Source organism: Pectobacterium actinidiae, assembly GCF_000803315.1.
In the GTDB taxonomy this organism is placed as follows: domain Bacteria; phylum Pseudomonadota; class Gammaproteobacteria; order Enterobacterales; family Enterobacteriaceae; genus Pectobacterium; species Pectobacterium actinidiae.
The window spans coordinates 2865248-2891052 of record NZ_JRMH01000001.1 but is presented as its reverse complement, the minus strand read 5'-3'; the positions used below and the strand labels follow the sequence as shown (position 1 = coordinate 2891052).

The window sequence follows — 25805 nt, the reverse complement described above, 5'->3', positions numbered from 1 at the left end:
ATGTTTCTGTTATGCAAAATAATGAGGTGTTTCTTATGATGAAAATAAAAATGTTAATTTTTTTTATATTTTAATCATAGTTTTTTCGTCTTGAACGTATCATGATGAAAATGGTTCTTTAGCCTTTTGAAGGTAATTTTGGTTATTCTCTTCAAAGAAGAGTAAATGATTTATGGGTATTTCTGTTCTATGCAATAAATAACCGTTTATAAAATAAACTATCTAACTAATAGTGGATAAACGTACAAATAAAAATAGTTTCAATAGGATTCTCCGGATGCTGTAAATAACTCCCAATTCATCTCAATCGTAACATTCCAGAATCACGAAAAAGCATTTTTAAGCAGTGGGATCCACCCAGCGACATCATGCTGAATCAGTTAACTGTAATCCCCTGGTAACTCGGAGATAGGCGTAAACCAAATTCGTATCGTTATGGATTGACACAATCGAAACGAAACAGTATCGTTTCGTTATTATGAATCGTTTTTGTACCGTACGCAAACGCCAGTGTGTTGGCTGTTTGAAGCGGTTTTATAGCTATAGCGGCGCGGTGGCAGCAGTGAAAATCACAAGTGAATGTATTTAAAGGTTTTTAACTCAATATTGTATTGCCATGGTCATCAATAGATAAGACTGCAACGAAGATGTTTTGCAGCAAATCCTTAGTGAGGAGTGATAGCTCAATATGAGCTGCTTGCAGGATTTTTAATTTTTAAATCAGAATGTTAGCAGAATAAGAAGCGTGTGAAGCCAACACAGTAAAGTACCACCTTGGTCAAGGCCAAATAAACTGGCTGGTCATTATGTCACTGATGATGAATGGGTTTCTCCAGACTTATGAGCTTCGAGCCATGATTGAAGGCTCTTGGCTGTGCATCCCCCCACGTTAAAAAGGACTATGCAATGAAGCATCGCTCTCACTCTAGTAAGTCGGTTGGCTGTTCGGTGCCTAATGTTTTGGGTTCTCTTATGATTTCAGTTTTCTGGATACCCGCTGCAATAGCAGAAACATCAACTAGTAGCAGTAATGAAACTTCGAAATGGGGGATAGGTGCCGGTGTTGCAGCTGTTCAAAAACCATATCGTGATATTGACGTTGATGTACTTCCTTTACCCTTGTTTTCGTATGAAAACAGATGGATTAGTGCTTCTATTCCTAAAGTAGATCTTAAATTTCTCTCTAACGAATCATTTACACTGAGCCTACGAGCCAGATATGCCGGGGATGGTTATGATGCGGATGACTCTCCATTTCTTACTGGTATGGATGACCGCAAGGGAGGTATATGGGCCGGGGGAGCAATGATGTGGAAAACCGAGATTGCCGATCTTTCGGCGGAAATTCTCGGTGAAGTGTCCGGATATAGCAAAGGGTCTCGAGCAAAATTGCAGGCAGAGAAACGGTTTGCATCTGGGGCGTTTGGTTTAACACCTAGGTTAGCTGCCGAATGGGTTGATAGCAAATTTGTTGATTATTACTATGGCGTGAAAAGATCAGAGGTGCGGGTAGATCGCAGTTTTTATGAGGGTAATTCGACTACCAATTTGGAGGTGGGAATTCGTATGGATTATACCATGGCCCGCCAGCATACGCTGTTCCTTGATGCAAGTGCCACCCGGTTTGGGAGTGCGATTAAAGATAGTCCATTGGTTGACAACTCAAGTCAGACATCGGTAACTATCGGTTATATTTACCGTTTTTAATAAGCTAAAGGATCTATCGCTCATGGAAATTTATACCATGAGCGATAAAATATCAGCAATGGAAATAACCTAGATAGTACGTTTAGGTCTTACAAGAAATGACTGGCATGCAGTTATATCTCTTATAATCGATGTGCCAGTAGCTATTATTACCGGAAATATAGTCATAATGTTCCAAGCCAAGAATGGATGCATTTTGTTATTCCCGGGTAGGGATTGTATATCTATAAGAAAGAAAAGCACGGGGACCATTCATAGACATTTAAAAAAGCAGTACATTTTACTTTTTATTTGATGGTGTTTTTTAATAAAACCTGCTTAAAAAAATAATATTAAGTGATAAAATTTATTACTAGGTTGTCTATAGATCTGTTAAGGGGGAGATGGAAGTCTCAATCAGATGATTTATAAACATAAGCACGTATGAAAACTTCAACTGCGCGTGAAACAATATTTGTAATTTGCTGTTCACTGAGTTGGGTTATTACATTATGTAAACCAGCTTCATTTACCTCAGATTCAAGCAAGCCGAAATAATGACAAGCAACAATATGAGGATCCGATTTGTATAAATACCCTCGATCAATGAGAGGTTTAAAGTATAGTCCTAGATGTTGTATGGCCTTATTTGGACCTTGCTCATAAAACAATTTCCCTAAGTCTGGATTTGCGGACGCAGTAATCATCATACGCCTGACAGCAAGAGCGCGTGGTGTATGAAAACTAGAAAGAATGTACTGCCCAAATTTAGTCAGCGCGTCTTTAAAATTTTCTTCATGGCTTGGGAAAATAAGTGAGTCTACAGCACTTTCTGATGAGCTAATCGGTTGTGGACCATCACCAGTGCGGTACAAAAAATTGATGATTTCATTGTCATTTCCTTGTGATGCTTTGATTATCAGTGCGGAGAACAACGACTCCTTTGAGTCAAAATATCGATACAATGTAGATTTTGCACTGCCTGATCTTGATGCTATTTGATCCATGGTGGACTGCTCAAATCCGACCTCAAGGAATACATCTCTTGCTGCGGACAAAAAGGCATTTCGGACATTCTCTGATTTGCTTCTGGACATCTATGCTCCACCCAATCCCTATCTACGATAAAATGATGTAAGATACCGAAACGATGAAGTATCGTTTCGGTATTGTCAAGAGGGGCGATGATGGACATGGTAATTTATTTCATATAGCGAGGTGACCTGCATATTTTTTGAGTTAGTTGATTACTTTTACCTTATTCAGGATACGGGCGTTATTTTCAAATTTCGAAAAAATGCCATTGTACCGGACTCAAGCCATACACCAACGCCACCTCGCTGGTTTGCACCCAGTTTCAAGTCTGTAACTATAAGTGATGGCGTTGATTTTCCGTCGAGATAAAGCTCAGCTTTTTCTCCTTTGACAACAATTTTCATGTGTATCCAGCGTTCCATATCCAGTTCAGCATAGCTTTCGTACTTTTCTGGGGATTCTTGTCGCAGTTTGTCAAATCTGTAATCAGGATAAGCTACATACTGAACACTGTGATTACGCCGAACCTGATCTTCAGCAACGCTATTTGTTGGACGGAGGTAGATACTTTCAAAATGTCCCTTGCTGTCTATACGAAAAGTCAGGCCAATGAAACCTCTGGCATAGGTTGGCGCTTCATCTACCAGTTTACTGGCAATATCAACCTCAATTACACCGTCACCAAAATCAAACGGTAACCAAGCCATATAATTTCGATCTGCCAGTTTTTCCTTCTTCGGATCCTGAATGGCATCAGTTGGCATGGTCATTTTGAATGCTGGCTCACCTTTGAAGGTACTTTGCTCGAGAGATACACCGGATAGAGTGAAATCCTTGATAGTAATATTAGCCGAAGCACTTGCCGAAAACATTTCAGCAGCACAAAGAAAAGCAGTGGTAAAAGGAAATTTAGGTATCAAACTCATAAGCTCTCCGATTTTTTGAATTAACTTTATGATGCTCAATCCTCTCTCTGATTAATATTACCGAACGGTATTATCAGTTTGTCTTGAGATGGATGACACTGTATCGTTCTTCATATGGACGGATATATTGTTTCGTTGGTTTTTCCTCTTGCAAAAGTATACTCCTGAACCATAAAAAGTTTTATAGATGAAAAAACATCTGACCAATAATAAATGGGGATGTTCCGAAAGATAAAGTTTCATTTCGAATGGACACTCCAAACATTTCGTAGGGATTCCCAGTGCTTGTTGTGACGAGATGAGATAAGACTTATGGAGCAAGCAGATGCGGATGTGATGTACGCGAAAAAATCCCCATGGTATGCCCTCATTATGTAGATGAAGACATCACTAACATTGTTGTATGCCAATCGGCAGGGATGAAAGCATATGGAAGAAACTGGCAGCCCCAGTCATAATTCTTCTTCGTGCCTTGAATCAAGATAAAGATATCTTCGCGACCCTGTCTTCAATAATCCCGTCACTGAAATTGACAGGATTCCAGGCCATGAACTCTCTGTCAACCAAGTTCAATCTGGCCGGATCCTGGATTCCCATATCGGGCATGGTCATATATAGTTAGTTTTTTCGAGATATTCAACTACCTCAAGAACATCTTAGATAGTGGACACGGACTGGATTTCATCATTCTCTGTATCATTAGCAGGCCGACTAAGGATTTAATAAATTGTTTTGTTTCCGGTAGGCAATCGGGGATACGTTAAAGGCTTTACTAAATGAGCGGGTAAAAATTTGTTGTGAATCAAAACCATATTTCTGTGAGATATCGATTACTCTCTCATTCGTTCTGTTTAGGTCGCGAGCAGCAAGGCTGAGTTTTCTCTTCCTGATGTAGCTTGCGAGATTTTCACCAGTGTATTGGTGAAATATTCTCTGGAGATGCCATTTAGAATAACCCGCTTGTTCTGCAACGTCGCTGATATAAAGAGGGCGGTTTACATTGTCTTCAATCCACTTAATTAAGTCGTCTACAATTTTTTCTGCGAACTTCATAGGATATCATCCTGCTTTTCTCAATTAATAGATAGAACCTGTATATTTATAACCGACTATGGTCTTCAACTGGACTGTGCCAGATAAAAAAGCCGGGAAACCCGGCTAAAATTACACGTCCTGTGTTGTTAGTCCTTAGTGGCATAAAAGTCGACCGGCTTTAGCCTTTATTATTATTGGTATTCTTATCTGTAACGTTCGAGCCAGTGGGCATACGGAGTCGGAAGAACCCAGGACGGATTCTCTTTGCTGAGTTTCTTGGCAATTTCAAATGTATAGAATGGATTTGCCAGGAAACCTCGTCCTATCATCACCAGGTCCATTGCCCCGCTCGCAACGGCATCATTTGCGGCTTCCGGATCACCTAATCCCCATGCAGAAGCAACAGGAATTTTAGCGGCATTACGCATCTGCCTTGCGACTTCAACCAAGAATGCTTTTCCCCATGGAACATTCATTCCCGGTACAGTAAATCCGACGCTGACATCAAGAAGATCCAGTCCTTTATCCTTAAGCAGAGTGATTAATTTAACTGATTCCTGTAAGGTGACCTCATCGTTTCCATCATACTCAAGCACACCAAATCGAATCGTCAGTGGGTATTGTTCGGGCCAGACTTCTCTTACCAGTGCAACCGTCTCCAGCAGGAAACGGCTCCGGCCTTCAAAGTCAATGCCATACTCATCACTACGTTTGTTGGAGTGAACGGAAAAGAAACTCTGAGCCAGGTATCCATGTGCAAAGTGAAGCTCCAGCCATTCGAATCCCGCATTTCTGGCTCTTAATGCCGCATCTTTAAAATCGTTCTGTACCCTACGGATATCAGCAGTTGTCATTTCCAGAGGGATATGTGAAAGGTGTTCACCAAATGGAACCGCTGAAGGCGCAATCGTATCCCATGCTTTTTCATTGCCAGCAACAATATGATCATCCCCATTCCATGGTTCGTTTGCGCTGGCTTTTCTGCCTGCGTGTCCAAGCTGAATGCCCGGGATTGCACCACCAGATTTTATTGCTGATGCCACTTGTTCGAGTTTCTTTGCCTGCGCATCATTCCAGATACCGAGGCAGGAAGGTGTGATTCGCCCTTCCGGAGACACCGCCGTGGCTTCTACAATCACGAGAGCTGCACCGCCACGTCCCAGACTGCCATAATGGCTGATATGAAAATCGTTAGCCAGGCCATTTTCTGCACTGTATGTGCACATAGGGGGAACGACGATACGGTTTTTTAACGTTAAACTTTTTATTCCATATTCCTGGAACAGGGGTACAGGGTTGATATTTTCAGCGGCATGAGAAAGGTGTTTTCCTGTATTCTCAAAAGGCGTAAATTTAGCTGTCATAGTGTTCTCTCATTAAATGATATTAACGCATCAATATGTGGAGAATATAAAGTTCCTGTACCGTCAGGTAAATCACGAAAATCGTGATTCTGAATCACAATTTTAAGGTTATGTGCTAACGATGGATTTAACAATTTCATCAAAAACGAGCCTGACTCTGTCAGGAACGGGTCCTGATTGAGGTCGATAAGCATAGATATCGAGTTGATCCATCAAACCAGTAACATTAACTTTTTGCATCTCTCCCCGAAGATAATATTCTCTTGCAACCATTTCAGGTATTTGAGCAATGCCAATGCCATCGCAAACTGCTTTGCATATTGTTTCAGAGTCGTTTGAAATAAGCTTGACCTTATTAAACCTTAAGCTATTGCCATGGCTGTCATGCCAATGCCTTATTATCCCTGTCGCTGGATCCTTCATCAGGATAATAGAGCGATCGGTTAATTCGTCGACTGATGAGATGAGTTTGATTGATTCAAATTCGCGAGATGAAATAACGATATCAAATTTTACAGTGCCAATTTTTCTGGCGAGATAGTTGTTGTTATCAATTTTCCCCACCCGCACACCAATATCGATGCCACTTTGAATGAAGTCCTCTTCATTGTCAGTGAATTTAAGGTCAAGACTGAGATTAGGATATCTTTCAAGCAGACCGGACAGCGTGTCATAAACAAAGCGCTGGCCCAGAAATACGGGTGCAGTTACCTTCACAAGCCCATTAATGCTTTTATCACCATGGGATTTACCATGTGTATTGAAAATTCCATTCACTTTCTCAATGACAGCTTCACACTTCGGCAGTAAACCCCGGCCATATGCCGTCACACTGATGCTCCGCGTATTGCGATAGAAGAGGATCTCTCCTAATGCACTTTCGAGCTCCCTGATAGACCGGGAGACGGTCTGCGGAGTTGTCCCCATTTTTTCTGCCGCTTCTTTAAATGAGTTTGAGCGAGCTGCTGTGATAAAATAACGCAATAAATCTACTTTTGATAACATAACATCCCCCTACAACTCGCCTGAAATTGAGATAAAGCAACCCCTCGGCTTTCAGGCGAAGCAGATGGAAATGGCGTTTAATCCGGGGAGAGTTAGCGAGTAAAACCGGCAAACATTTTCATGTAAACAGCGCCAAAGGCATCCAGTCTTTTTCTGATATGCTCATCGGTTTCACCATATACAGTCAGGCCGGTTACATCAACATGTGAAAGAAAGCGTTCAGCAAACGGAGCAAAGGTAACATCGACATGAGATACCAGCGCATCCGCCTTATAACCTTCAATGATATGTGCTGTCTTTTGATCATCACTGACGCTGTACATATAGGTCAGTGTTCCCGGTTCATTTTCAGTCTCTTTTACAATTTCAGACACTAGATTGCGAAAATTAGCAAACTGTCCTTCTTTTACAGAAAGAGTGAATACACACATAATTTCATTTTTCATTACAACATCCTGCATAATGAATAGTAAAGAAATAACATCTCATTTAAAATTTGCTGATTATATCCCGACATTACTCAACATAAATAAACCGATTGATCTCTTTCGATAATAATTATGTTGATTTGAAATATAAGCAACGAATGTAAACATTGCGTGTTCAGTACCGTGATATCAAGTCATGCACGGTACTGGACGTCCGGCAGTTTTAAACGCGCTATTTAACCTGACTTTTTCATCGTTTCCGCAAAAATTTCGCCAGAAATAGCCCAGTTTTCGGTTTTCACATCATTGAAAATGACATAAACATACTGTGGATCGACACTGGCGTGTGTCGCAATAGCTTCTGTTACCGCACGGGCAATAGCAGGTTTAGCCTCATCACGGCCATCAAACATCTGAATATTTACTACAGGCATGGTATGTCCCTCATTGTGGATAGTTAACAGATAGTGCGTTGCAGAATCTGTTAACTATCGTCGTACAGAGTGAACAATTGATAAACCCATGTGTAGGGGACGCAGTGGGGAATTTTTTTCCCTAATCAGGCAAATGTATTGATATCGGCTAGTCGGATCAGCTCATCAATAATGAACCTGACCCCGGGCATGAGTGCCCTGGCACGAGGCCAGATTACGCTCAGTTCTGTAGGCGACGGTGTCAGTTCCGGTAGAATGGGAATAAGTTTCGCATCAGTAAAATAGGGACGCAGTAGGGATTCAGGGAACTGTATAATTCCTGCTCCGGCAACCCCTGCTGCTATCATGGCATCACCGTCACTTATCTGATGAAATGGAACCGGATTGAAACGTATATCCTGTCCCTGCGGATCGCGAACTAACCAGTTGAGTGGCGAGCCTCCCCGCCAGGCCATAATACAGCGGTGTTTATCCAAATCTTCCAAAGTAAGAGGTGTCCCATAACGGGACAGATACTCTGACGACGCACACAGGAGCAAATGTTGTGCATTCAGGGAGCGGGCAACTAAATCAGTCGTGTCTTTCAGAGGACCAAAGCGAATAGCAAGGTCAAACCCCACATCCAGTGGATCAATAATACGGTCATTGAATGTCAGCACCAGTCGGAGTTCGGGATACTGCGCGGCGATTTGCAGCAGCACCGGCATCATAACGGTTTTTCCAAATGCAGCTGGCATATCAATTCTGACCACGCCTGATGGTTCTGTCTGTTTGGCGAGCAGGGATGACTCTGCGGCTTGCATTGTTTCCAGTGCGCTTCTGCAACTGGCAAGATAAGCCTCACCTTCGGTGGTCAATGTTATTTTTCGTGTTGTACGGTGAAAAAGCTTCGTGCCCAGTCGTTCTTCCAGCCGGACAATGCTCTTACCAATTGCTGAGCGGGTCATTCCCAGTTGCTCGGCTGCTTCGGTAAAACTGTGTGCATCCGCCACGGCAACAAAATGGACAATGGCCCGGAGAGAATCAGTGGTGAAAGGTGCTGGCATACAGGAATTCCACTACAACACACGGCCGCTAGCCGGGAGTGATTTCCCAGGACCAGTGCCGAAGTGACGGGTCGAAAAATCAAGAAAGCTGCGAAGCTTGGGTGTCAGCCTTCTGTCTGGGGCATACATTACATGCAAAGGCCTTGAGGGTACGCTGTATTCGGGTAATACATGTTCCAGTCTGCCTGCCACAATGTGCGGCCATACCAGTTCTGTTGGTTGCATTGCAATACCAAAACCAGACAAGGCTGCGCTGACCAGCGCCTCGCCACTGTCCAGAAGCAGACGCCCGGAAACGGGCAGGGAAACATGGCCTTCCGGACCATCAAATTCCCACTGTGTTCTGAGGGAGGTATGAGTGAAGATCAAGCATTCATGCTGCAATAAGTCTTCTGGTTTTTCCAGTGACAGTGCTTTTTTCAGATAATCAGGTGCTGCGCAAAGAAGCAACTGGTAAGGGGCAAGGGATTTTGCCATCAAAGCACTGTCCGCCAGTGCTCCGACACGGAAAACGGCATCGTATCCTTCGTCAATCAGGTCCACTTTACGGTTAGTTAGCGTCATTTCGACCGATATTTCAGGATGTTCTTCAAGAAATAGCGGCAGAAGAGGAGCAAGCGCATTGATGCCGAATGTCACGGGGGCATTGATTTTAAGTCTGCCACGCGGAACAACCCTCACTTCCTCGGCAAACGATTCGGCTATCTCTACCTCCGCAAGAATAATTTTTGCACGCTCATAAAAATGATGGCCCGCCTCAGTCAGGCTATGTTGCCGGGTTGTTCTGCTGATTAATCGTACACCCAGATGGTGCTCAAGTGCAGCAACATGCTTACCCACAAGCTGTGCAGACAGATTCATTGCATCCGCTGCGGCTGAAAAGGAACCCAGTTCCACTGCTTTGACATAGATAGCCATGCTGGTCAGTCGATCCATTGGAAACAATCCGGTTATAATGTCCAAACATTAAAGCAATTTATCATGCTATGACGCAATAATAGACTGGTTTCGTTGATCATCAAGAGGAACGAAACATGAAAATTGGCGTAATTGGTACAGGCAATATGGGTGCAGGCCTTGCTGCACTTTTTTCGGGTAAGCATGATGTCTTCATTGGGCACCGGGATCCGGCTAAAGCCGCTGAACTGGCTCGCAAGTTAGGTCCATCTGTTCAGGGGGGCGGAATTGCTGCTGCTATCTCTGTTGCTGATATTGTGGTTCTTGCCACTCCTTTCGGTGCAGTATCTGACATCATTTCAGCCGCTGGCGACCTGAATGGTAAAGTGCTGGTCGATATTTCCAACCCGGTGAGTGCTGATTTCAGTGAACTGGTTATTGGTCATGAGACCTCAGCGGCAGAAGAAATTCAGAAACTGGCTCTGGGAGCTAACGTTGTGAAAGCGTTCAATACGCTTTTTGCTCAGTTGCTCCCAGAAGAATCACGCCAGAGCAATAAATTACAGGTATTTATAGCCGGGGATAATGAGCGGGCACGTGAGCAGGTTGCCGAACTGGCGACATCCGTTAATCTGGAACCGGTGAATGCGGGCCCCCTCAAGAACAGCCGTTACCTTGAGCCTCTTGGCGCTATGAATATCCAGTTTGGTTATTTCTTGGGTCAGGGACCCGTGGTCGCTCCTGCCTGGGTGAAAGCCTAAATATTCTGAACAATTATCCGGCTACCCTCGGTCGGATAATTTTTTATTGGAGCCCGTTCGATTCCTGAACTGTTTCAGACGGGTTCACCTGCACATACAATTTATCCGGATATTGTTGTGAAAAATTTTAAAAAGCATGTTGTCCAAGGGGTTTTCACTCTTCTTATGACTATTACATCTCATGCCGTATTTGCCGCTTCTGCCGTTGATGTCATTGGTCAGGACGTTATTTTTTCCGCTCCGCCTAAGGGGATGCCATCTAGGCTGTCCGAATTCAAGGGCTTAAAGATAAACACGTTTACCACCAGCGATGGTGTCAAACTTCGTTACTGGGAAGCAGGGAAAGGGCAGCCTCTGGTTTTTGTTCCTGGTTGGGCAGCTAACGGGGCTGAGTATATCTATGTGATGTACCTTTTAAGTCAGGACTATCATGTTTATGTACTGGATCCCAGAAATCAGGGGCTATCTGAATCTGCATCCTATGGAAGTCGTATATCCCGTTTTGCCATGGATCTCCGGGAAATGACGCAGCATGCAGGTATTACTAAAGCCAGTTTTAGTGGATGGTCCATGGGGGCATCTGTTCTGTGGAGTTATATCGATTTATTTGGGACTTCTAACATAGAACGAATTGCATTTGTGGATGAGTCCCCCTCTATCTACAGCCATCAAAACTGGACAGAGCAGGAACGCCTGCAAGCTGGCGGAAGTGTGACTTCACCCGAAGCAATGATTGAAGCATTCCGTGGTATGAAAACACCGAATAAACTTGTTTCCGACCTGAATGCATTCGAACGGGTTCAGTTAATGGATTCACCTTGGTTTGCAAGTTCTGAGAATTTTTCCCGTCAGGTAACTCATAACAAACCACAGGACCTCGAACGGGTTCTCTTTGATCATCTGACCAATGACTGGCGGGATGTTATTGAACACAAGATAGATATTCCAACGGCAATATTTACCGGTGAATACAGTCCATATATTGAAAGCCAGCGCTGGATGCAGTCGGTCATACCGGACTCCAGATTATTTATTTTTACCCGTGAAGAACAAGGTGATCACTTTTTGATGTTCAAAAACCCGCGCAAATTTACGTCTGAACTTAAATCGTTTCTGAACGGGAAAGCCAATGGCAATTTAAAGACAACTGAGAGTGATAATAAACTTAGTAAATAAAGAGAACGATTGTTGTTACCACTACCCATGAGGAATAGGATTAGTGGGTAGTAACGATGATTTTATTGATTTCTTTTCACTCGACATTTCTAAAATTTTAGCTTTGGGAAATAATCACTAGATAGGCTATCTGGTTCATATCGGCATTTACTACACGCGTTACTGATTTTACACCGAACAACACTATCAAAACTTTGCATCAAAAAGGAAATGGAAATATCCTGACTCAGGGCATATCAATTGGTTCGAGGTAATTAACGAACCAATTGATGATGCGGTACTGTTGAATTAGGTTGAGATAAGAATTTGTTTTCCCTGATGGTTGGCGCTTAAACCAGCAACTGATCTAATTGTTTTTATGACGAATTTCTCGCGGAATGCGCTGCCCTTGTGAATCGAAATAACGATTCGGCCAGATTTCACTCGCTGGAATGCCCAGTGCGTCGGCGATCAGTCGTTCGCCTTTCGGCCAGGGTCGGTTTAGTGCATTTGCAAGCGTTGATGAACTAAGACCCGCCTCACGTGATACGGCGGCTAACGTCGTCTTTCGTTTGCGCAGGGCTGCAATGATATCGGCAGGATGCCAGTCCATTCGTTGTTCCTGTTGTTCAATGTTCATACGTCCTCCTCTTGGATTAAAACTTTACTTCTTCCAGTAAGCTATCCATCCAGACCAATGAGACAATAGTTTCTGTCTGCTTTAATCCTTTGTTCACTCGGGCTAGTCTTAATCTCTTATCAATCATGGTATTATCCACAGAGCATTATTAATGCAGATTTATTATCGCTTCAGTTAGTAATCCATTCTTAAAGCATTTCTTGGCTTAATAAATTTTATCTTTATTTTTGGTTGCTTTTTAACCTTATGATAAAGATAGAAACGTCGGGTTCCCGCGTAAGCCAATATGAAAGGGAAGTCAGTTCACCGAATTTTGGTCTGGTTTGTCGGTTTGCGGCTGTGCTGGATGTGCCGGAAGCGTATTTCTATGCTGTCGATGAAGATCTCGCAACGCTAATCTTGCAGTACCATCGTTATAAGAAAAGTAACCCTAATTCTACGTTGTTGATTACCCCGCAATAGACTTTCATTCACGTATCCAGTCTGAGCAATTTACTGACATTTCTCGACTGTTTGTGAAATGCTGAGGCAAGATTTTCTCGCTGTCTGAAAAGCAGATCCTGTTATCAGAATCTGCTCTTAGGAGCGTTATCGATCAGGCAGCTCCAGCCGTCTTATGTTGTTGAGCATAAATGTATGGCGCAACATATTCTTCCCGGTTGGTATCCAGATAATCCGACCACCATTGCATCATCGCTTTACGAGCATCGAGATATTCAGCTTTATGGATGTAAGCCGCTCGAACGCTATTGCGTTCTTGATGGCTCATCTGTCGTTCAACCGCATCCTGCGCCCACAGTCCGGATTCCATCAGGGCACTACAGGCCATTGCGCGGAATCCGTGGCCACAGATTTCATCTTTCGTGTCATAACCCATCAAGCGCAACGCCTTGTTGACCGTGTTTTCGCACATTGGTTTATACGGATTATGGTCACCGGGAAATATCAGTTCCTGATGCCCGGAGATTTCCCTTATCTGTTTCAGAATAGTGATGGACTGACTGGATAGAGGAACGATATGCGGGGTACGCATTTTCGCGCCACGCCCTGAATAGCGGACTCCGGGGATGGACTCACGAGTGGCAGGAATGGTCCAGATTTTGTTTCTGAAATCAATCTCAGACCAACGGGCGAAACGCAGTTCGCTGGAACGGATAAACAGGTGCAGAGTGAGTGATACTGCCAGGCGGGTTAACTCTCGTCCTTGCTGGTAACCCTCAATGCGAGTCAAAAGTTCCGGGAGTTTTTCCAGCGGAAGGGCAGGGTAGTGGCGTTTGATGGGAGGGGCGATTATGCCATCCAGATTTGCCGCCGGATTGTGCTCTATCAACTCCTGATGCACAGCATGACGCATAATGTTGCACATATGCTGTCGGGTACGTGCCGCCACTTCCAGCAGACCTCTTTTTTCAATCCCTTTCAGCAGGTCGATGAAATGACGGGTTTTCAGTTCGGTGACCGGCAGGTGTCCAATTATCGGGAAGATATGATTGTTCATGCTGGCGAGCAGACGGGCAGCATGGTTCTCTGACCATGTTCGGTTGCTTTTATGCCAGCTCAATGCCACGGTCTTGAAGGTTTTTTCTGGTGAGGAAGTGGTTCGTTCAGCGGATCGCTGTTGTGCTGGGTTGATATTCTGAGCCAGCAATTTTCGAATACCGTCACGTTGCTGACGAGCGTCGGCCAGAGATACATCAGGGTAGGCACCTAAGCCGAGGCGGGATTCTTTTCTATTGATGCGATATTTGAGATACCAGAGACGTGAACCGCCGGGATTAACTAAAAGGTACAGACCATGAGAATCGGAAACTTTGAAGGGTTTTGCTGATGGTTTTAAGTTGCGGATTTTTGAGTCGTTAAGAGACATTTGGGGGTCACTCCGTCATCGAACCAACTTGACCCCAAATCTGACCACCAAATTCTCCCGATGCGGAGAGAAAACTGAAAATGCATCGGGAAGACTTTTCACGCTAATCTATTGAATCTTAATCACATAAGGATTCTAAAAGAGGCATGAGAACAATAATTTGGCTCCTCTGACTGGACTCGAACCAGTGACATACGGATTAACAGTCCGCCGTTCTACCGACTGAACTACAGAGGAATCGGTTAAGTGCGATGGATAATAGCGGGAGCGTTTCGGGTTGTCAAAGGCTGTTATCGCTTGGTACGTTTGATTGCCGAACTAATAACCAACATATTGAAATTATTGCTCAAGTTGAGCACGAGAAAGCATTGAAATACGCTGATTAGCGAGCAGATTTGCACCCTAAAATAGCAGGAGTTGCTTTACGATGGTGCAGGTTGGTATTGGCTTGATGACCGGTTTCCTAGACAAAATCAGGTGTTTTGGTTAGCAGAATCATTGCTTTTCCTTATTTTACCTGTGGCTTATCAATGAGGTATCACTTTTTCTTAGACATGAAGCCATAATATGGCGCGCTTTTTGCTACCTCTTTAGAGTAACTACTCAGGAGGCAGACATGAATCTTAGACGGCTCAAATATTTTGTGAAAATCGTTGATATCGGTAGCCTGACACAGGCTGCTGAGTTGTTGCATATTGCACAACCGGCGCTGAGCCAGCAGGTCGCGACGCTGGAGAGTGAACTTGAAAAACAGCTGCTGGTGCGGAGTCGGCGTGGTGTTACGCCCACTGAGGCGGGGAAAATTCTTTATTCTCATGCACAAACGATATTGTCACAGTGCGAACAAGCAAAGGATGCGGTGAGTGGCGCACGGCAATCAATGAGTGCGTAAGCTCGTGATCATAGAGCCAGCCATTTACCGATGGCTGGCTACCTATCAGATTTTGTTGTTTGAAGTTCTATCAAAATGGTGCTCTTTCTTGTTTTTTTGTGAGGTTAATCACATTTACGGCATTATCGATCTTCCTCAAAACAGGAATTTTCAATCTTCAAAATAAAATGGTTTTTTAGTTTTTTTATTTATTTGGTCTATTTATCTGTAGCTTCATTTTATTGCTGCCGTGTGAATATGATTTCCTTAAAATGGTAATAGACACTAGCGGTCAGGCCATTCACAGTGTTACATTAATCTTCGTTATGTTTTCTCTAATCCTGTGCACCAAGAACAGGTGTTGCCTTATGGGTGTATGACGGTTATTTTTTTGATTAAGGAGTTCAAATGAATAATATCCTCTCTCATCTTTTAATTAAGCTGGCAGAAAAAGAAGTTGGAGAAAAAGCGCTGAACGCGAAGATTGAATCGTTAGAGATGCTGATCTCTGCTATTGTTTCAACACTTGATGACAGAAAAATCAATGAGTTAAATAAAAAGATAGAAGGTGTGGTTGCTGATGCTTCGCAGCAGAAGGATAAACATAATTACTTAGCTCTCGAACTATTAGCAAAAAACATCAATCGAATCACAACCGTTCCATTACGGGAATAACTTTCTTATATATCAATGGTGACGACATTAATTGTTCGCATATTAATTTTCGTATATACAATTGAGAACTGTTTATATCCAATAATAGAGAATACTTGTGCTATGCGTGATTTTTCTGAAAAAAATTGAAGGCGCCGACGTTGTCCGCGCCTTTCTTGCGTTTATCCCTTTTACTTCACGTCAACAGACTGCTTTTTCCGACGAATAAACTGATAAGCAATAGCCAGAACAATAAACCACAGCGGTGTGACAATAAGCGCCTGCCGTGTATCTGGCTGTAATGTTAACAGTACAATAACAAAAGCGAAAAAGGCTAGACATATCCAGCACATGAAAATACCCAACGGCATTTTATAGGATGACTCGGCATGTAGCTGAGGGCGTTTTTTACGGTATGTCAGGTAAGAGCACAGGATGATGCTCCAGATGAACATGAATAAAATTGCGGAGACGGTGGTCACCAGCGTAAAGACCGTCATCACGTTCGGAATCAGGTAGATCAACACCACACCCGACAGCAAACAAATGCAGGAAAACATCAATCCCGTCGAAGGAACCGCGCGTTTAGAGAGCATACCGAAACTTTTCGGCGCATCGCCTTGTTTCGCCAGGCCAAAGAGCATGCGGCTGGTGGAAAATACGCCGCTATTGGCTGAGGATGCCGCCGATGTCAGGACGACAAAGTTGATCATACTGGCAGCCGCTGGTAAGCCAACCAGCACGAACATTTCCACGAAAGGACTGCGATCTGCCGTGATTGCACTCCACGGAGTGACGGACATAATCATGATTAACGCAAAAACATAAAACATGATGATACGAATTGGAATGGCGTTAATTGCGCGCGGCAGCACGACTTTCGGATTTTTAGTTTCAGCGGCGGTCGTCCCAACCAGTTCTATGCCGACAAATGCGAATACGGCGATTTGAAATCCGGCGAAGAAACCGCTTATTCCTTTAGGGAACATGCCACCATCATTCCAGAGGTTGGTAAAAGAGGCGACGTTTCCTGATGGGGAAGAGAATTGCATCATGACCAGCGCGACACCGACCACGATCAACGCAACGATAGCGACAATTTTTATCATCGCGAACCAGAATTCCATCTCACCAAACAGCTTCACGGTTGCCAGATTTAGCGTCAGTAATAGCAGAACGCAAAGCAGGGAAGAGACCCACTGCGATAAATCAGGGAACCAGAATTGAGAGTAGGCACTAATGGCTACGACATCGGCGATCCCGGTTACGACCCAGCAGAACCAGTAAGTCCAGCCGGTAAAGAAACCCGCCCATGGCCCAAGTAGGTCAGCAGCGAAATCGCTGAATGATTTATAGTTGAGGTTGGAGAGTAATAGTTCTCCCATTGCACGCATGACAAAAAACAGCATAAAGCCAATGATCATATAAACGAAGATGATCGAAGGACCGGCCATGCTGATTGTTTTGCCCGAGCCCATGAATAACCCAGTACCGATCGCTCCGCCGATGGCGATGAGCTGAATATGACGATTAGTCAGATTCCGTTGCAGTCCCTCTCCTTGTTCAGGAGCAAGGTCTGCGGCTTCTTTTGATTGTTCGACCATGTAAGTACACTTTCCTGTTTCTGTCTGTGATGTTTTTTTGAGCTCTTTGGCGGCTCTCGTTTGCGAAAATCGAAACGAATAAGATAGCGCAACCGCAGTACTTATTACAGCGGATGTCTGAGATTGCCGGGCATAAGAGGGCAGATAATGATGTAAAGTGATGCTGTATGTTTTTTACCCTAAAATGAAGAGAATATAAATTGATGAGGGGGCAGAGATAAATAGGATGAACAGGTTAACAAAATTACCAATCGCTAACAATTCTATTATCACGCATAAAAAATTAATATGAAGTGTTTGACAGGCATGCCGAGGAGGAGAATAATCCTCCCCGTTGGGTCGTTAGCTCAGTTGGTAGAGCAGTTGACTCTTAATCAATTGGTCGCAGGTTCGAACCCTGCACGACCCACCAACAATTTCAATAAGTTATAGTTTTTATTTCATTTTGTTATTATTTTTTCTTTGGTTAGTTTTTAATTGTATCCATTCTTAACATTAATCGTATTTCCTGCGTTAATCTATATCCTTTTTTTGATTCATCTCACTTTTATCATAATTCCCCTTGCTTAATCGTTTTGACTGTTTCGGACATGCTTTATTCATATAACGCTTTAACGCCAGGTGAATATAGGAGGGTTGGTGATATCGCTGAAAGCTATCACTCTGCCTGGTGAGAATGTGCCCCGTTCGTCCTGAAGAGTTGCGAGAAGGTGCTATGCTTAACAGATGGAATAGTTGACAGATCGTTTATGATGTTACGAATTGTTTGCACAGGGTAGTGTTCATATCCACTGGGGCGGCGTTTAGAGGTAGCTGGAGTTTCCTGGTTAGCCATAAGCAAGTTTCTGCTTGATTTCGGAGGTTCATATGGGATTCGAAAAATTACTGGCTGTCATAGAAAAAAGTCACCAGGATCCAAAATCAGTTATCTCATTGTCTGAGCTGAGCCAGACAATCCATGAGATAATTTGTACAGAAAGTTCAAAAGAGTACAAAATAAATGAATGCTTCACCGAACTGAGGGAACTGGTTAATGAAAGAAAAGCACTTTCCAGAAAACAGTTCCTGGATAAAGCGTTGGTGATGGAGTTAACGCAATATAAAAAGAAAGAAAAGGCATTGCTTTTGAAACTTATCAGTATCGGAAATAAATAGACGAGCGTCTCTATTTCTTAAGTCAGGAAGGCAATGATAAATATCACTACACCGCCAGATCAAATTATTAAGATGGCGGTGTAGCAAATAGTGCTATTTACGGTAGCTGGTTTTGATTTGTTTAATCGTGTTATCAAAGACTGCGGCTTGCTCGGCATCTTCCAATTGAGCAATATACCTTTCCATATTGATGATAACTTTACCGGCGTCCGCCTGGCCGATTGCTTTTAATAACAGCGTAACCATCGCCTTCAGGCAGGTCACCTCATGGGCCAGTGTTTCAGCGGATGCAGCAGTAGAAAAATCTGCGTTGCTCATGTTTTCTCCTCAACAAGAAAAAGATGTTTTCCTTCGCCTGCTGCGGGCGTTACCGCCGACGCGACAGGCATAACCAGATGGGCGAGAGTATAACATAAAGCATATTGTGGATTGATATTATTCGCGGATAAAGCCATTTTAGTGACTGTTTTTTATGCATTTAACTTATTAAAATAGTGTCTATATTTTGAATGTTTTTTTGTGATAAAGGCTATAGATGTGTTTTGTTTAATACATATGATGTTCACTATGGACGTTTTTCACTGAATATATTATTTGTATAATACAGTGGCTGACGAGGTGAAATTTCCAATCACATGCTGATTACAATAGTGATTTTTTATTGACATTCAAGATATAAAGCCAATTGTATGCCATTTGATTTGCGTTATTTTTTATACATTTTGTGCCAGCGAGCTGTTTATACTGTGTGACGTATTTGAAATGTTAAGAGTGTGATCAACATTCACCATCAGGTTAACGATATATTGTTATGATCGAGAATGCGCTTTATTCCTTCTCGGCATATTTTAAAATTCATATTCATATAAATCTGTGTTCATTATTTTTTGAAACCAACGTAGTATCACCTGCAAGCAACTTTTTATGTAAGTGTTACTCCCTTTTTTGGAGAATTATTCTTTGATTAGCGTTTTTCTTGTTGATGACCATGAACTGGTGCGGGCAGGGATACGACGCATTCTTGACGATATCAAAGGTCTGAAAGTGGTTGGTGAGGCATGCTGCGGTGAAGATGCCGTCAAATGGTGCCGGAGCAATGATGTGGATGTTGTCCTGATGGACATGAGCATGCCGGGCATCGGCGGGCTTGAAGCAACGCGCAAGATCCTGCGTTTTACTCCAGATATAAAAGTTATCATGCTCACTATTTACACTGAGAATCCGTTGCCTGCTAAAGTGATGCAGGCTGGTGCCGCGGGGTATGTGAGTAAAGCTGCCGCCCCTCAGGAAGTGATCTCTGCCATTCGCGCAGTACATGCAGGTAAACGGTATATTGCTTCTGATATTGCTCAACAGATGGCATTAAGCCAGTTGGATCCGCAGACGGATGCGCCGCTGGAGTGTTTGTCTGAACGCGAATTACAGATTATGCTAATGATAACGAAGGGTCAGAAAGTGACTGAAATCTCAGATCAGCTGAACCTAAGCCCTAAAACAGTGAACAGCTATCGTTACCGTATGTTTAGCAAGCTGAATATCAACGGCGACGTAGAGCTGACCCATCTGGCTATCAAGCACGGGCTTTTTACCGCGGAGACATTGTTAAGTAGTGAGTGAGAGTTTCGATGCTTCGGCATTTTTAAAAACGGTAACGAGCCAGCCCGGTGTCTACCGGATGTATGATGCCGGTAATACGGTCATCTACGTTGGTAAGGCAAAAGACTTAAAAAAACGACTCGCCAGCTATTTCCGCAGTCATGTTGCCAGCCGTAAAACCGAGGCATTAGTCAAAAGCATCAAGCATATTGATGTCACGATCACGCACACAGAAACTGAAGCTTTGCTGCTGGAACACAACTACATCAAGCTTTATCAGCCGCGTTATAACGTCTTGTTGCGCGACGATAAGTCCTATCCCATGATTTTCCTGAGTGGTGATGTGCATCCACGCTTGGCCGTTCACCGTGGGGCTAAGCATGCGAAGGGCGAATACTTCGGCCCATTTCCCAACGGCAATGCCGTGCGTGAAACGCTAATATTGCTGCAAAAACTATTTCCGGTGCGCCAGTGTGAAAATAGCGTTTATCGCAATCGCTCTCGTCCCTGCCTGCAATATCAAATTGGTCGCTGTCTCGGGCCTTGCGTTAGCGGTTTGGTTAGCGAAGAGGATTATCAACAGCAGGTTGACTATGTTCGCCTGTTTTTGTCTGGCAAAGATCAGCAAGTACTGAATCAACTCATTTCCCGGATGGAAGCGGCCAGTCGCGACCTGCATTTTGAAGATGCAGCCCGGATACGCGATCAGATTCAGGCGGTTCGACGGGTGACGGAAAAACAATTTGTTTCCGGCGACGGCGAAGATTTGGATGTTATCAGTGTTGCTTTTGATGCTGGTATGGCTTGCGTCTATGTCCTATTCATCCGGCAGGGAAAAGTGCTTGGCAGCCGGAGTTATTTCCCTAAAGTGCCTGGCGGTACGGAATTGGGGGAAGTCGTGCAGACTTTTGTCGGGCAATTCTATTTACAGGGCAGCTTAGGCCGAACGTTGCCTACAGAAATTCTGCTCGATTTCACTCTGCCCGATAAAGATTTGCTGACGGAGTCTCTAACGGCAGTTGCGGGAAGAAAAGTACAAATTCAGACGAAACCTCGTGGAGATCGTGCTCGTTATTTAAAACTGGCGCGGACGAACGCTGCCACTGCGCTGGTCACAAAATTGTCTCAGCAGTCCACAATTCATCAGCGTCTGTCTGCATTAGCTAACGTCTTGCAACTGCCAGAAATCCATCGAATGGAGTGTTTTGATATCAGTCATACGATGGGGGAACAGACTGTGGCATCCTGTGTAGTATTTGATGCCAACGGTCCGTTACGTTCTGAATATCGCCGCTATAATATCAGTGGCATTACGCCAGGTGATGATTATGCCGCCATGGCACAAGTCCTCCGGCGTCGATATGGTAAAGCGCTGGATGACAGTAAAATACCGGATGTCATTGTGATCGATGGTGGAAAAGGGCAACTCGGCCAGGCTCAGGCCGTGTTTGACTCGTTGCAAGTATCATGGGATAAAAACAAGCCTCTGTTACTTGGTGTCGCGAAAGGCAGCGATCGTAAAGCCGGACTGGAAACGCTGTTTTTTGAGTCGACGGGCGAGGGCGTAGCACTGCCGCCGGATTCTCCCGCATTGCACGTTATTCAGCATATTCGTGATGATTCGCATGACCATGCAATTGGCGGACATCGTAAGAAGAGAGCAAAAGTAAGAAATACCAGTACGCTGGAGCTTATCGAAGGTGTCGGCCCTAAACGTCGTCAAACCCTCTTGAAATACATGGGAGGGCTGCAACCTTTGATGAATGCCAGTATTGAGGAGATTGCAAATGTTCCTGGAATTTCGCATGCATTGGCAGAAAAAATCTTCCATGCATTGAAACACTAGGGACAATGTTGCAACATACTCTTAGTATCCACTCCAGCCAGATAGTTACCTAAGCGCTATGCAATTTAATATACCGACGTTGCTTACCCTGTTTCGTGTTGCTCTTATTCCGTTTTTCGTGCTGGCGTTTTATCTTCCATTCGTCTGGGCACCGCTGCTCTGCGCGTTGATTTTCGTGTTTGCTGCCGTGACGGATTGGTTTGATGGTTTCCTTGCCCGCCGTTGGAAACAGACCACGCGTTTTGGTGCCTTCCTCGATCCTGTTGCGGATAAAGTGATGGTGGCTGTCGCGCTGGTACTGGTTGCAGAATACTATCACTCTTGGTGGATTACGCTGCCAGCAGCGACAATGATCGCACGGGAAATCATCATTTCAGCATTGCGAGAGTGGATGGCTGAAATTGGCAAGAGAAGTAGCGTTGCGGTGTCGTGGATAGGGAAGGTTAAAACTACGGCCCAGATGATGGCACTTTTTGCTTTGCTATGGCGCCCTGAACGCATTGTTGAAGGTGTCGGTGTTGTGGCGTTGTACATCGCGGCTGTACTGACTTTCTGGTCCATGTTTCAATATTTGAACGCCGCGCGACACGATCTGCTTGAACCTTGATCGAAGCGCCGTAAAAACCAGCAAACGAACGCGGTTACCTGATAATTTTATTGACTCATCGCGTCAGGTCAGTAGAATGCACCGCATCAACAGCAACGCTGGTTTGTAAGAAGTTAAGATAATCAGTGAGTTCTGTGTTGCGGGAATAGCTCAGTTGGTAGAGCACGACCTTGCCAAGGTCGGGGTCGCGAGTTCGAGTCTCGTTTCCCGCTCCAATTTAAAACATCGGCAATTGCGGATGTTGGTCACTAAGACCTAAATATTTTGGCGCGTTAACAAAGCGGTTATGTAGCGGATTGCAAATCCGTCTAGTCCGGTTCGACTCCGGAACGCGCCTCCAATATTTAAGCCCGGGTGGTGAAATCGGTAGACACAAGGGATTTAAAATCCCTCGGCGTTCGCGCTGTGCGGGTTCAAGTCCCGCCCCGGGCACCATTGATAAATCAATAGACGTCAACCGACGTCTATTTTTTTGCCTAAAACCCACGGTTTTACTGGCTTCTCCTTCATTCCATACTCTTCCTACGTCAACACAATTCAACTGACATCAACTTGCTTGTGCGGGTACAATTGCGGGTATACTTCAGTATGGTAAATCCTTGTACCCTCAATAACGCATTTATTGAAGGAAAAGCATTATGGCACTCACGGACATCAAGGTACGTTCAGCAAAACCGGAAGAGAAGCCTTATAAACTTACCGATGGAAACGGTATGTTTCTTCTGGTTCATACCAACGGGTCTAAATATTGGCGCTTACGCTATCGTTCGGATGGCAAAGAAAAGACGCTGGCGCTAGGTGTCTACCCGGAGGTTCCCCTTTCTGAAGCGCGTCAGAAACGCGATGAGGCACGAAAACTTATTGCTGCTGGCGTTGATCCCAACGAGCATAAAAAAGCAGTCAAAACGCAACAACAAGATGATGAGCAAACCTTCGAGGCTGTTGCTCGCGCTTGGCATACTGATAATAAGAAGTGGTCGGAATCCCATGCTGAACGTATCCTGAAAAGTCTCAGCGACAATATTTTCCCCGCTATCGGTAGCAAACACATCTCAGATCTGAAAACACGCGACTTGCTGACACCGATTAAAAGCGTCGAACGCTCTGGACGCTTAGAAGTGGCTAAACGCCTAAAACAACGCGTGACTGCCATTATGACCTATGCCGTACAAAACGGCCTGATTGACTATAACCCGGCGCAAGATATGGCAGGGGCGATTATGCCCGGCAAAGTCGAACACCGCCCTGCGTTGGAACTCGAACGCTTACATGAACTATTTGGCCGTATAGATGGCTATAAAGGCCGTGAGTTTACCAAGTGGGTGATAAATCTTTCCTTGCTGATTTTTATCCGTTCCAGTGAACTGCGTTTTGCCCGCTGGCCGGAAATCGACTTTGAACGAGCGTTGTGGACGATTCCCCCTGAACGTGAACCGATCCCCGGAGTGAAATTCTCCGAGCGCGGTTCAAAAATGCACACACCACATCTTGTTCCACTAAGCCGTCAGGCACTGGAGATCCTTAAAAAGATCAGAGAGGTGAGTGGGCATTGTGAACTGGTTTTCATTGGCGACCATTCGTCACGAAAACCCGTTAGTGAGGGGACGGTAAACAAAGCGCTGCAAACGATGGGCTACGACACCAAAACGGAAGTGTGTGGTCACGGCTTTCGCACTATGGCCTGTAGTTCACTGATTGAGTCAGGGTTGTGGTCTAGAGATGCTGTGGAACGGCAGATGAGCCATCAGGAGCGTAACGGCGTCCGGGCGGCATATATCCACAAGGCGGAGCATCTCGACGAACGTAAGCTGATGCTGCAATGGTGGGCTGATTTTCTCGATGCGAATAGGCAGCACGTTATATCGCCTTTTGATTACACAAAAGTAAATAATCCATTCAAATAATCAACATCAATTTTTATGGTAATACGTCTCATTCAATAATTTCATGTCACAGAAAGCCTCTGTCAAAAGACAGAGACTTTTTTGCAATTTAATGAATCTAAAAGGAAACAATGATGGGAAGTAGTATTTATTTTCCGGTAGACGCAGTTCTGAAAGACAGATTTAGCCAGACCGATACTAATGACTTTTATCGAGTTCATGGTGCAGTTCCTTTGAAAAAAGAACACTCAGCATAAGTGTGGCAGGACTTACGCTGAGGGATGCTGTCCATTACATCACTTCATCAACAACATCACTATCACCGCTTTGTTGAATAAATAATTTTCGAGATACGGCAAAGCCGTTTCCATCTCTGTCAGGCAATACGCACACTGTTTGGCATACCCAGCAACGTCATGAGATTTAACGCTTTCACCAACGCCATGGCTTCGCCTACCTGTGCATCATAGTTTCGCAGCGTCAGCCGTCCGCCACACACTTTCTTTATCCGCGACATCGCCGTTTCCGCCACTGAACGTATGTGATAGCCCACTTTCTCTTTCCATTTCTCATTGCTCCCCGACAGCCTCTGATACGCTACCGCCTGATTCCGTTCCGGGTAATGCGCCAAAGGCCAGTAGGTCGCACCACTGCGCGGCGGGATCACCGGCCTGATTTTCTTCCTCTTCAGACTGTCATGACAGTAGCGGACATCATAAGCGCCGTCTGCCACCGCTTCCTTTATCTTCCGCTGCGTCTGGCCTATCAGACCCGGCAACGTCTGTGCGTCCGTCACGCCACTCAATGACAAGTCCGCGCACACGATTTCATGCGTGGCCGCGTCCGCTGCCAGATGCAGCTTGCGCCACACCCGCCGTTTCTCCGCGCCGTGCTTTTTCACCTTCCACTCCCCTTCGCCGAACACTTTCAGTCCGGTGGAGTCGATGACCAGAAGCGCTATCTCGCCGCGCGTCGGCGTCTTGATATTGATGTCGACGTTCTGAGCCCGCTTGCTGATGCTGGTGTAATCCGGGCAGCGCAACGACACTCCCGTCATCAGGAAAACCGAGTCGATAAATCCTTGCAGCGCCCGCAGCGTAAGGCCGAAAACGCTTTTGAGCATCAGCGCGGTAGTTATCGCGGTATCCGTGTAGCGCAGCGGCCTGCCGCGCCGCTTTGGTTGTGCCTTGTCGTACCATGCAGCAGTGGCGTCGTCGCTGACCCAGACAGTCAGCGAACCCCGTTGACGGAGTGCGTGGTTGTAGGTTTTCCAATTGGTGATTTTGAACTTTTGCTTTGCCACGGTGCGC

General features: G+C 44.7%; 23 protein-coding genes, 5 tRNA genes and 2 pseudogenes. 15 read left to right on the top strand and 15 right to left on the bottom strand.

Annotation, left to right across the window (positions count from 1 at the left end):
* Window positions 1-906: 906 nt before the first annotated feature.
* A complete protein-coding gene (locus tag KKH3_RS12390) occupies window positions 907-1707 on the top strand; it encodes a MipA/OmpV family protein (RefSeq protein WP_039359980.1) in 801 nt (266 codons plus the stop codon).
* A gap of 392 nt (window positions 1708-2099) precedes the next feature.
* On the opposite strand, the gene KKH3_RS12385 is transcribed toward KKH3_RS12390, so the two are convergent.
* The 9 genes from KKH3_RS12385 to KKH3_RS12340 all read right to left on the bottom strand — a co-directional run bounded on the left by KKH3_RS12385 (window position 2100) and on the right by KKH3_RS12340 (window position 9895).
* A complete protein-coding gene (locus KKH3_RS12385) occupies window positions 2100-2783 on the bottom strand; it encodes a TetR/AcrR family transcriptional regulator (protein WP_039359978.1) in 684 nt (227 codons plus the stop codon).
* A gap of 165 nt (window positions 2784-2948) precedes the next feature.
* Window positions 2949-3647 carry a DUF1080 domain-containing protein gene (locus KKH3_RS12380; RefSeq protein ID WP_234991501.1) on the bottom strand — a complete coding sequence of 233 codons (699 nt, stop codon included), beginning with the start codon at window positions 3645-3647 and terminating at the stop codon, window positions 2949-2951.
* 711 nt (window positions 3648-4358) lie between these two features.
* Window positions 4359-4700, bottom strand: a complete 342-nt coding sequence (locus tag KKH3_RS12370) for a helix-turn-helix domain-containing protein (protein ID WP_039359972.1) — start codon at window positions 4698-4700, stop codon at window positions 4359-4361.
* A gap of 185 nt (window positions 4701-4885) precedes the next feature.
* Window positions 4886-6046: an NADH:flavin oxidoreductase/NADH oxidase gene (locus tag KKH3_RS12365; RefSeq protein ID WP_080756540.1), complete on the bottom strand. Its 1161-nt coding sequence runs from the start codon at window positions 6044-6046 to the stop codon at window positions 4886-4888.
* Window positions 6047-6154: 108 nt separating this feature from the next.
* Window positions 6155-7051, bottom strand: a complete 897-nt coding sequence (locus KKH3_RS12360; protein ID WP_039359969.1) for a LysR family transcriptional regulator — start codon at window positions 7049-7051, stop codon at window positions 6155-6157.
* 92 nt (window positions 7052-7143) lie between these two features.
* Window positions 7144-7497: a putative quinol monooxygenase gene (locus KKH3_RS12355; RefSeq protein WP_039359966.1), complete on the bottom strand. Its 354-nt coding sequence runs from the start codon at window positions 7495-7497 to the stop codon at window positions 7144-7146.
* Window positions 7498-7715: 218 nt separating this feature from the next.
* Window positions 7716-7913, bottom strand: coding sequence for a tautomerase family protein (locus KKH3_RS12350; protein ID WP_039359963.1), 198 nt, complete (start codon window positions 7911-7913; stop codon window positions 7716-7718).
* Between the two features lie 125 nt (window positions 7914-8038).
* A complete protein-coding gene (locus tag KKH3_RS12345; protein WP_039359960.1) occupies window positions 8039-8959 on the bottom strand; it encodes a LysR family transcriptional regulator in 921 nt (306 codons plus the stop codon).
* 12 nt (window positions 8960-8971) lie between these two features.
* Window positions 8972-9895, bottom strand: a complete 924-nt coding sequence (locus KKH3_RS12340) for a LysR family transcriptional regulator (RefSeq protein WP_052201335.1) — start codon at window positions 9893-9895, stop codon at window positions 8972-8974.
* Window positions 9896-9993: 98 nt separating this feature from the next.
* Here KKH3_RS12340 and KKH3_RS12335 point away from each other — a divergent pair, with 98 nt between their 5' ends.
* On the top strand, window positions 9994-10617 hold the full coding sequence (locus tag KKH3_RS12335; RefSeq protein WP_039359958.1) for an NADPH-dependent F420 reductase: 624 nt from the start codon (window positions 9994-9996) through the stop codon (window positions 10615-10617).
* Between the two features lie 117 nt (window positions 10618-10734).
* Complete coding sequence (locus tag KKH3_RS12330) at window positions 10735-11793, top strand: alpha/beta fold hydrolase (protein ID WP_200802232.1); 1059 nt, start codon at window positions 10735-10737, stop codon at window positions 11791-11793.
* Between the two features lie 346 nt (window positions 11794-12139).
* On the opposite strand, the gene KKH3_RS12325 is transcribed toward KKH3_RS12330, so the two are convergent.
* A complete protein-coding gene (locus KKH3_RS12325; protein ID WP_014699383.1) occupies window positions 12140-12412 on the bottom strand; it encodes a helix-turn-helix domain-containing protein in 273 nt (90 codons plus the stop codon).
* A gap of 258 nt (window positions 12413-12670) precedes the next feature.
* Between KKH3_RS12325 and KKH3_RS21770 the strand changes: the two are divergent.
* Window positions 12671-12874, top strand: a pseudogene (locus KKH3_RS21770) (helix-turn-helix domain-containing protein); the annotation flags it as partial.
* 133 nt (window positions 12875-13007) lie between these two features.
* Here KKH3_RS21770 and KKH3_RS12320 read toward each other — a convergent pair.
* Both KKH3_RS12320 and KKH3_RS12315 read right to left on the bottom strand, forming a co-directional pair.
* The gene (locus tag KKH3_RS12320; protein ID WP_039359954.1) at window positions 13008-14279 is read right to left on the bottom strand and encodes a tyrosine-type recombinase/integrase; all 1272 of its coding nucleotides are present in this window, start codon (window positions 14277-14279) and stop codon (window positions 13008-13010) included.
* A 161-nt stretch (window positions 14280-14440) separates the two neighbouring features.
* Window positions 14441-14516, bottom strand: a tRNA-Asn gene (locus KKH3_RS12315).
* Window positions 14517-14895: 379 nt separating this feature from the next.
* On the opposite strand from KKH3_RS12315, the pseudogene KKH3_RS12310 reads away from it, so the two are divergent.
* Window positions 14896-15165, top strand: a pseudogene (locus tag KKH3_RS12310) (LysR family transcriptional regulator); the annotation flags it as partial.
* Window positions 15166-15558: 393 nt separating this feature from the next.
* Entirely contained in the window at window positions 15559-15825 is a 267-nt protein-coding gene (gene iraP, locus KKH3_RS12305; protein WP_039359950.1) for an anti-adapter protein IraP, read from the top strand.
* 170 nt (window positions 15826-15995) lie between these two features.
* Here iraP and cycA read toward each other — a convergent pair whose 3' ends face one another.
* Window positions 15996-17408 (bottom strand): D-serine/D-alanine/glycine transporter, encoded by a 1413-nt coding sequence (gene cycA, locus KKH3_RS12300; RefSeq protein WP_039359949.1) that lies wholly within the window; start codon window positions 17406-17408, stop codon window positions 15996-15998.
* Window positions 17409-17744: 336 nt separating this feature from the next.
* Between cycA and KKH3_RS12295 the strand changes: the two genes are divergently transcribed.
* Both KKH3_RS12295 and KKH3_RS12290 read left to right on the top strand, forming a co-directional pair.
* Window positions 17745-17820, top strand: a tRNA-Lys gene (locus KKH3_RS12295).
* Window positions 17821-18275: 455 nt separating this feature from the next.
* Window positions 18276-18563, top strand: coding sequence for a basic helix-loop-helix domain-containing protein (locus KKH3_RS12290; protein WP_039359947.1), 288 nt, complete (start codon window positions 18276-18278; stop codon window positions 18561-18563).
* Between the two features lie 93 nt (window positions 18564-18656).
* Here the strand turns inward: KKH3_RS12290 and KKH3_RS12285 are convergent, their stop codons facing one another.
* On the bottom strand, window positions 18657-18881 hold the full coding sequence (locus tag KKH3_RS12285; RefSeq protein WP_010279363.1) for a DUF2594 family protein: 225 nt from the start codon (window positions 18879-18881) through the stop codon (window positions 18657-18659).
* A gap of 642 nt (window positions 18882-19523) precedes the next feature.
* On the opposite strand from KKH3_RS12285, the gene uvrY reads away from it, so the two are divergent.
* The 7 genes from uvrY (at window position 19524) to KKH3_RS12250 (ending at window position 24516) form a co-directional block, all read left to right on the top strand.
* Window positions 19524-20180: a UvrY/SirA/GacA family response regulator transcription factor gene (gene uvrY, locus KKH3_RS12280; protein WP_039359945.1), complete on the top strand. Its 657-nt coding sequence runs from the start codon at window positions 19524-19526 to the stop codon at window positions 20178-20180.
* On the top strand, window positions 20173-22005 hold the full coding sequence (gene uvrC, locus KKH3_RS12275) for an excinuclease ABC subunit UvrC (protein ID WP_039359944.1): 1833 nt from the start codon (window positions 20173-20175) through the stop codon (window positions 22003-22005). Before uvrY ends, uvrC begins: the two co-directional genes overlap by 8 nt.
* Before the next feature lie 58 nt (window positions 22006-22063).
* Window positions 22064-22612 carry a CDP-diacylglycerol--glycerol-3-phosphate 3-phosphatidyltransferase gene (gene pgsA / locus KKH3_RS12270; protein ID WP_010279374.1) on the top strand — a complete coding sequence of 183 codons (549 nt, stop codon included), beginning with the start codon at window positions 22064-22066 and terminating at the stop codon, window positions 22610-22612.
* A gap of 139 nt (window positions 22613-22751) precedes the next feature.
* Window positions 22752-22827 (top strand) — tRNA-Gly (locus KKH3_RS12265).
* Window positions 22828-22878: 51 nt separating this feature from the next.
* A tRNA-Cys gene (locus KKH3_RS12260) sits at window positions 22879-22952 on the top strand.
* A gap of 8 nt (window positions 22953-22960) precedes the next feature.
* Window positions 22961-23047 (top strand) — tRNA-Leu (locus KKH3_RS12255).
* Window positions 23048-23250: 203 nt separating this feature from the next.
* Window positions 23251-24516, top strand: coding sequence for a tyrosine-type recombinase/integrase (locus tag KKH3_RS12250; RefSeq protein WP_039359939.1), 1266 nt, complete (start codon window positions 23251-23253; stop codon window positions 24514-24516).
* 355 nt (window positions 24517-24871) lie between these two features.
* Here KKH3_RS12250 and KKH3_RS12245 read toward each other — a convergent pair whose 3' ends face one another.
* Window positions 24872-25798: an IS5 family transposase gene (locus KKH3_RS12245; protein WP_039359936.1), complete on the bottom strand. Its 927-nt coding sequence runs from the start codon at window positions 25796-25798 to the stop codon at window positions 24872-24874.
* Between the last annotated feature and the right edge of the window lie 7 nt (window positions 25799-25805).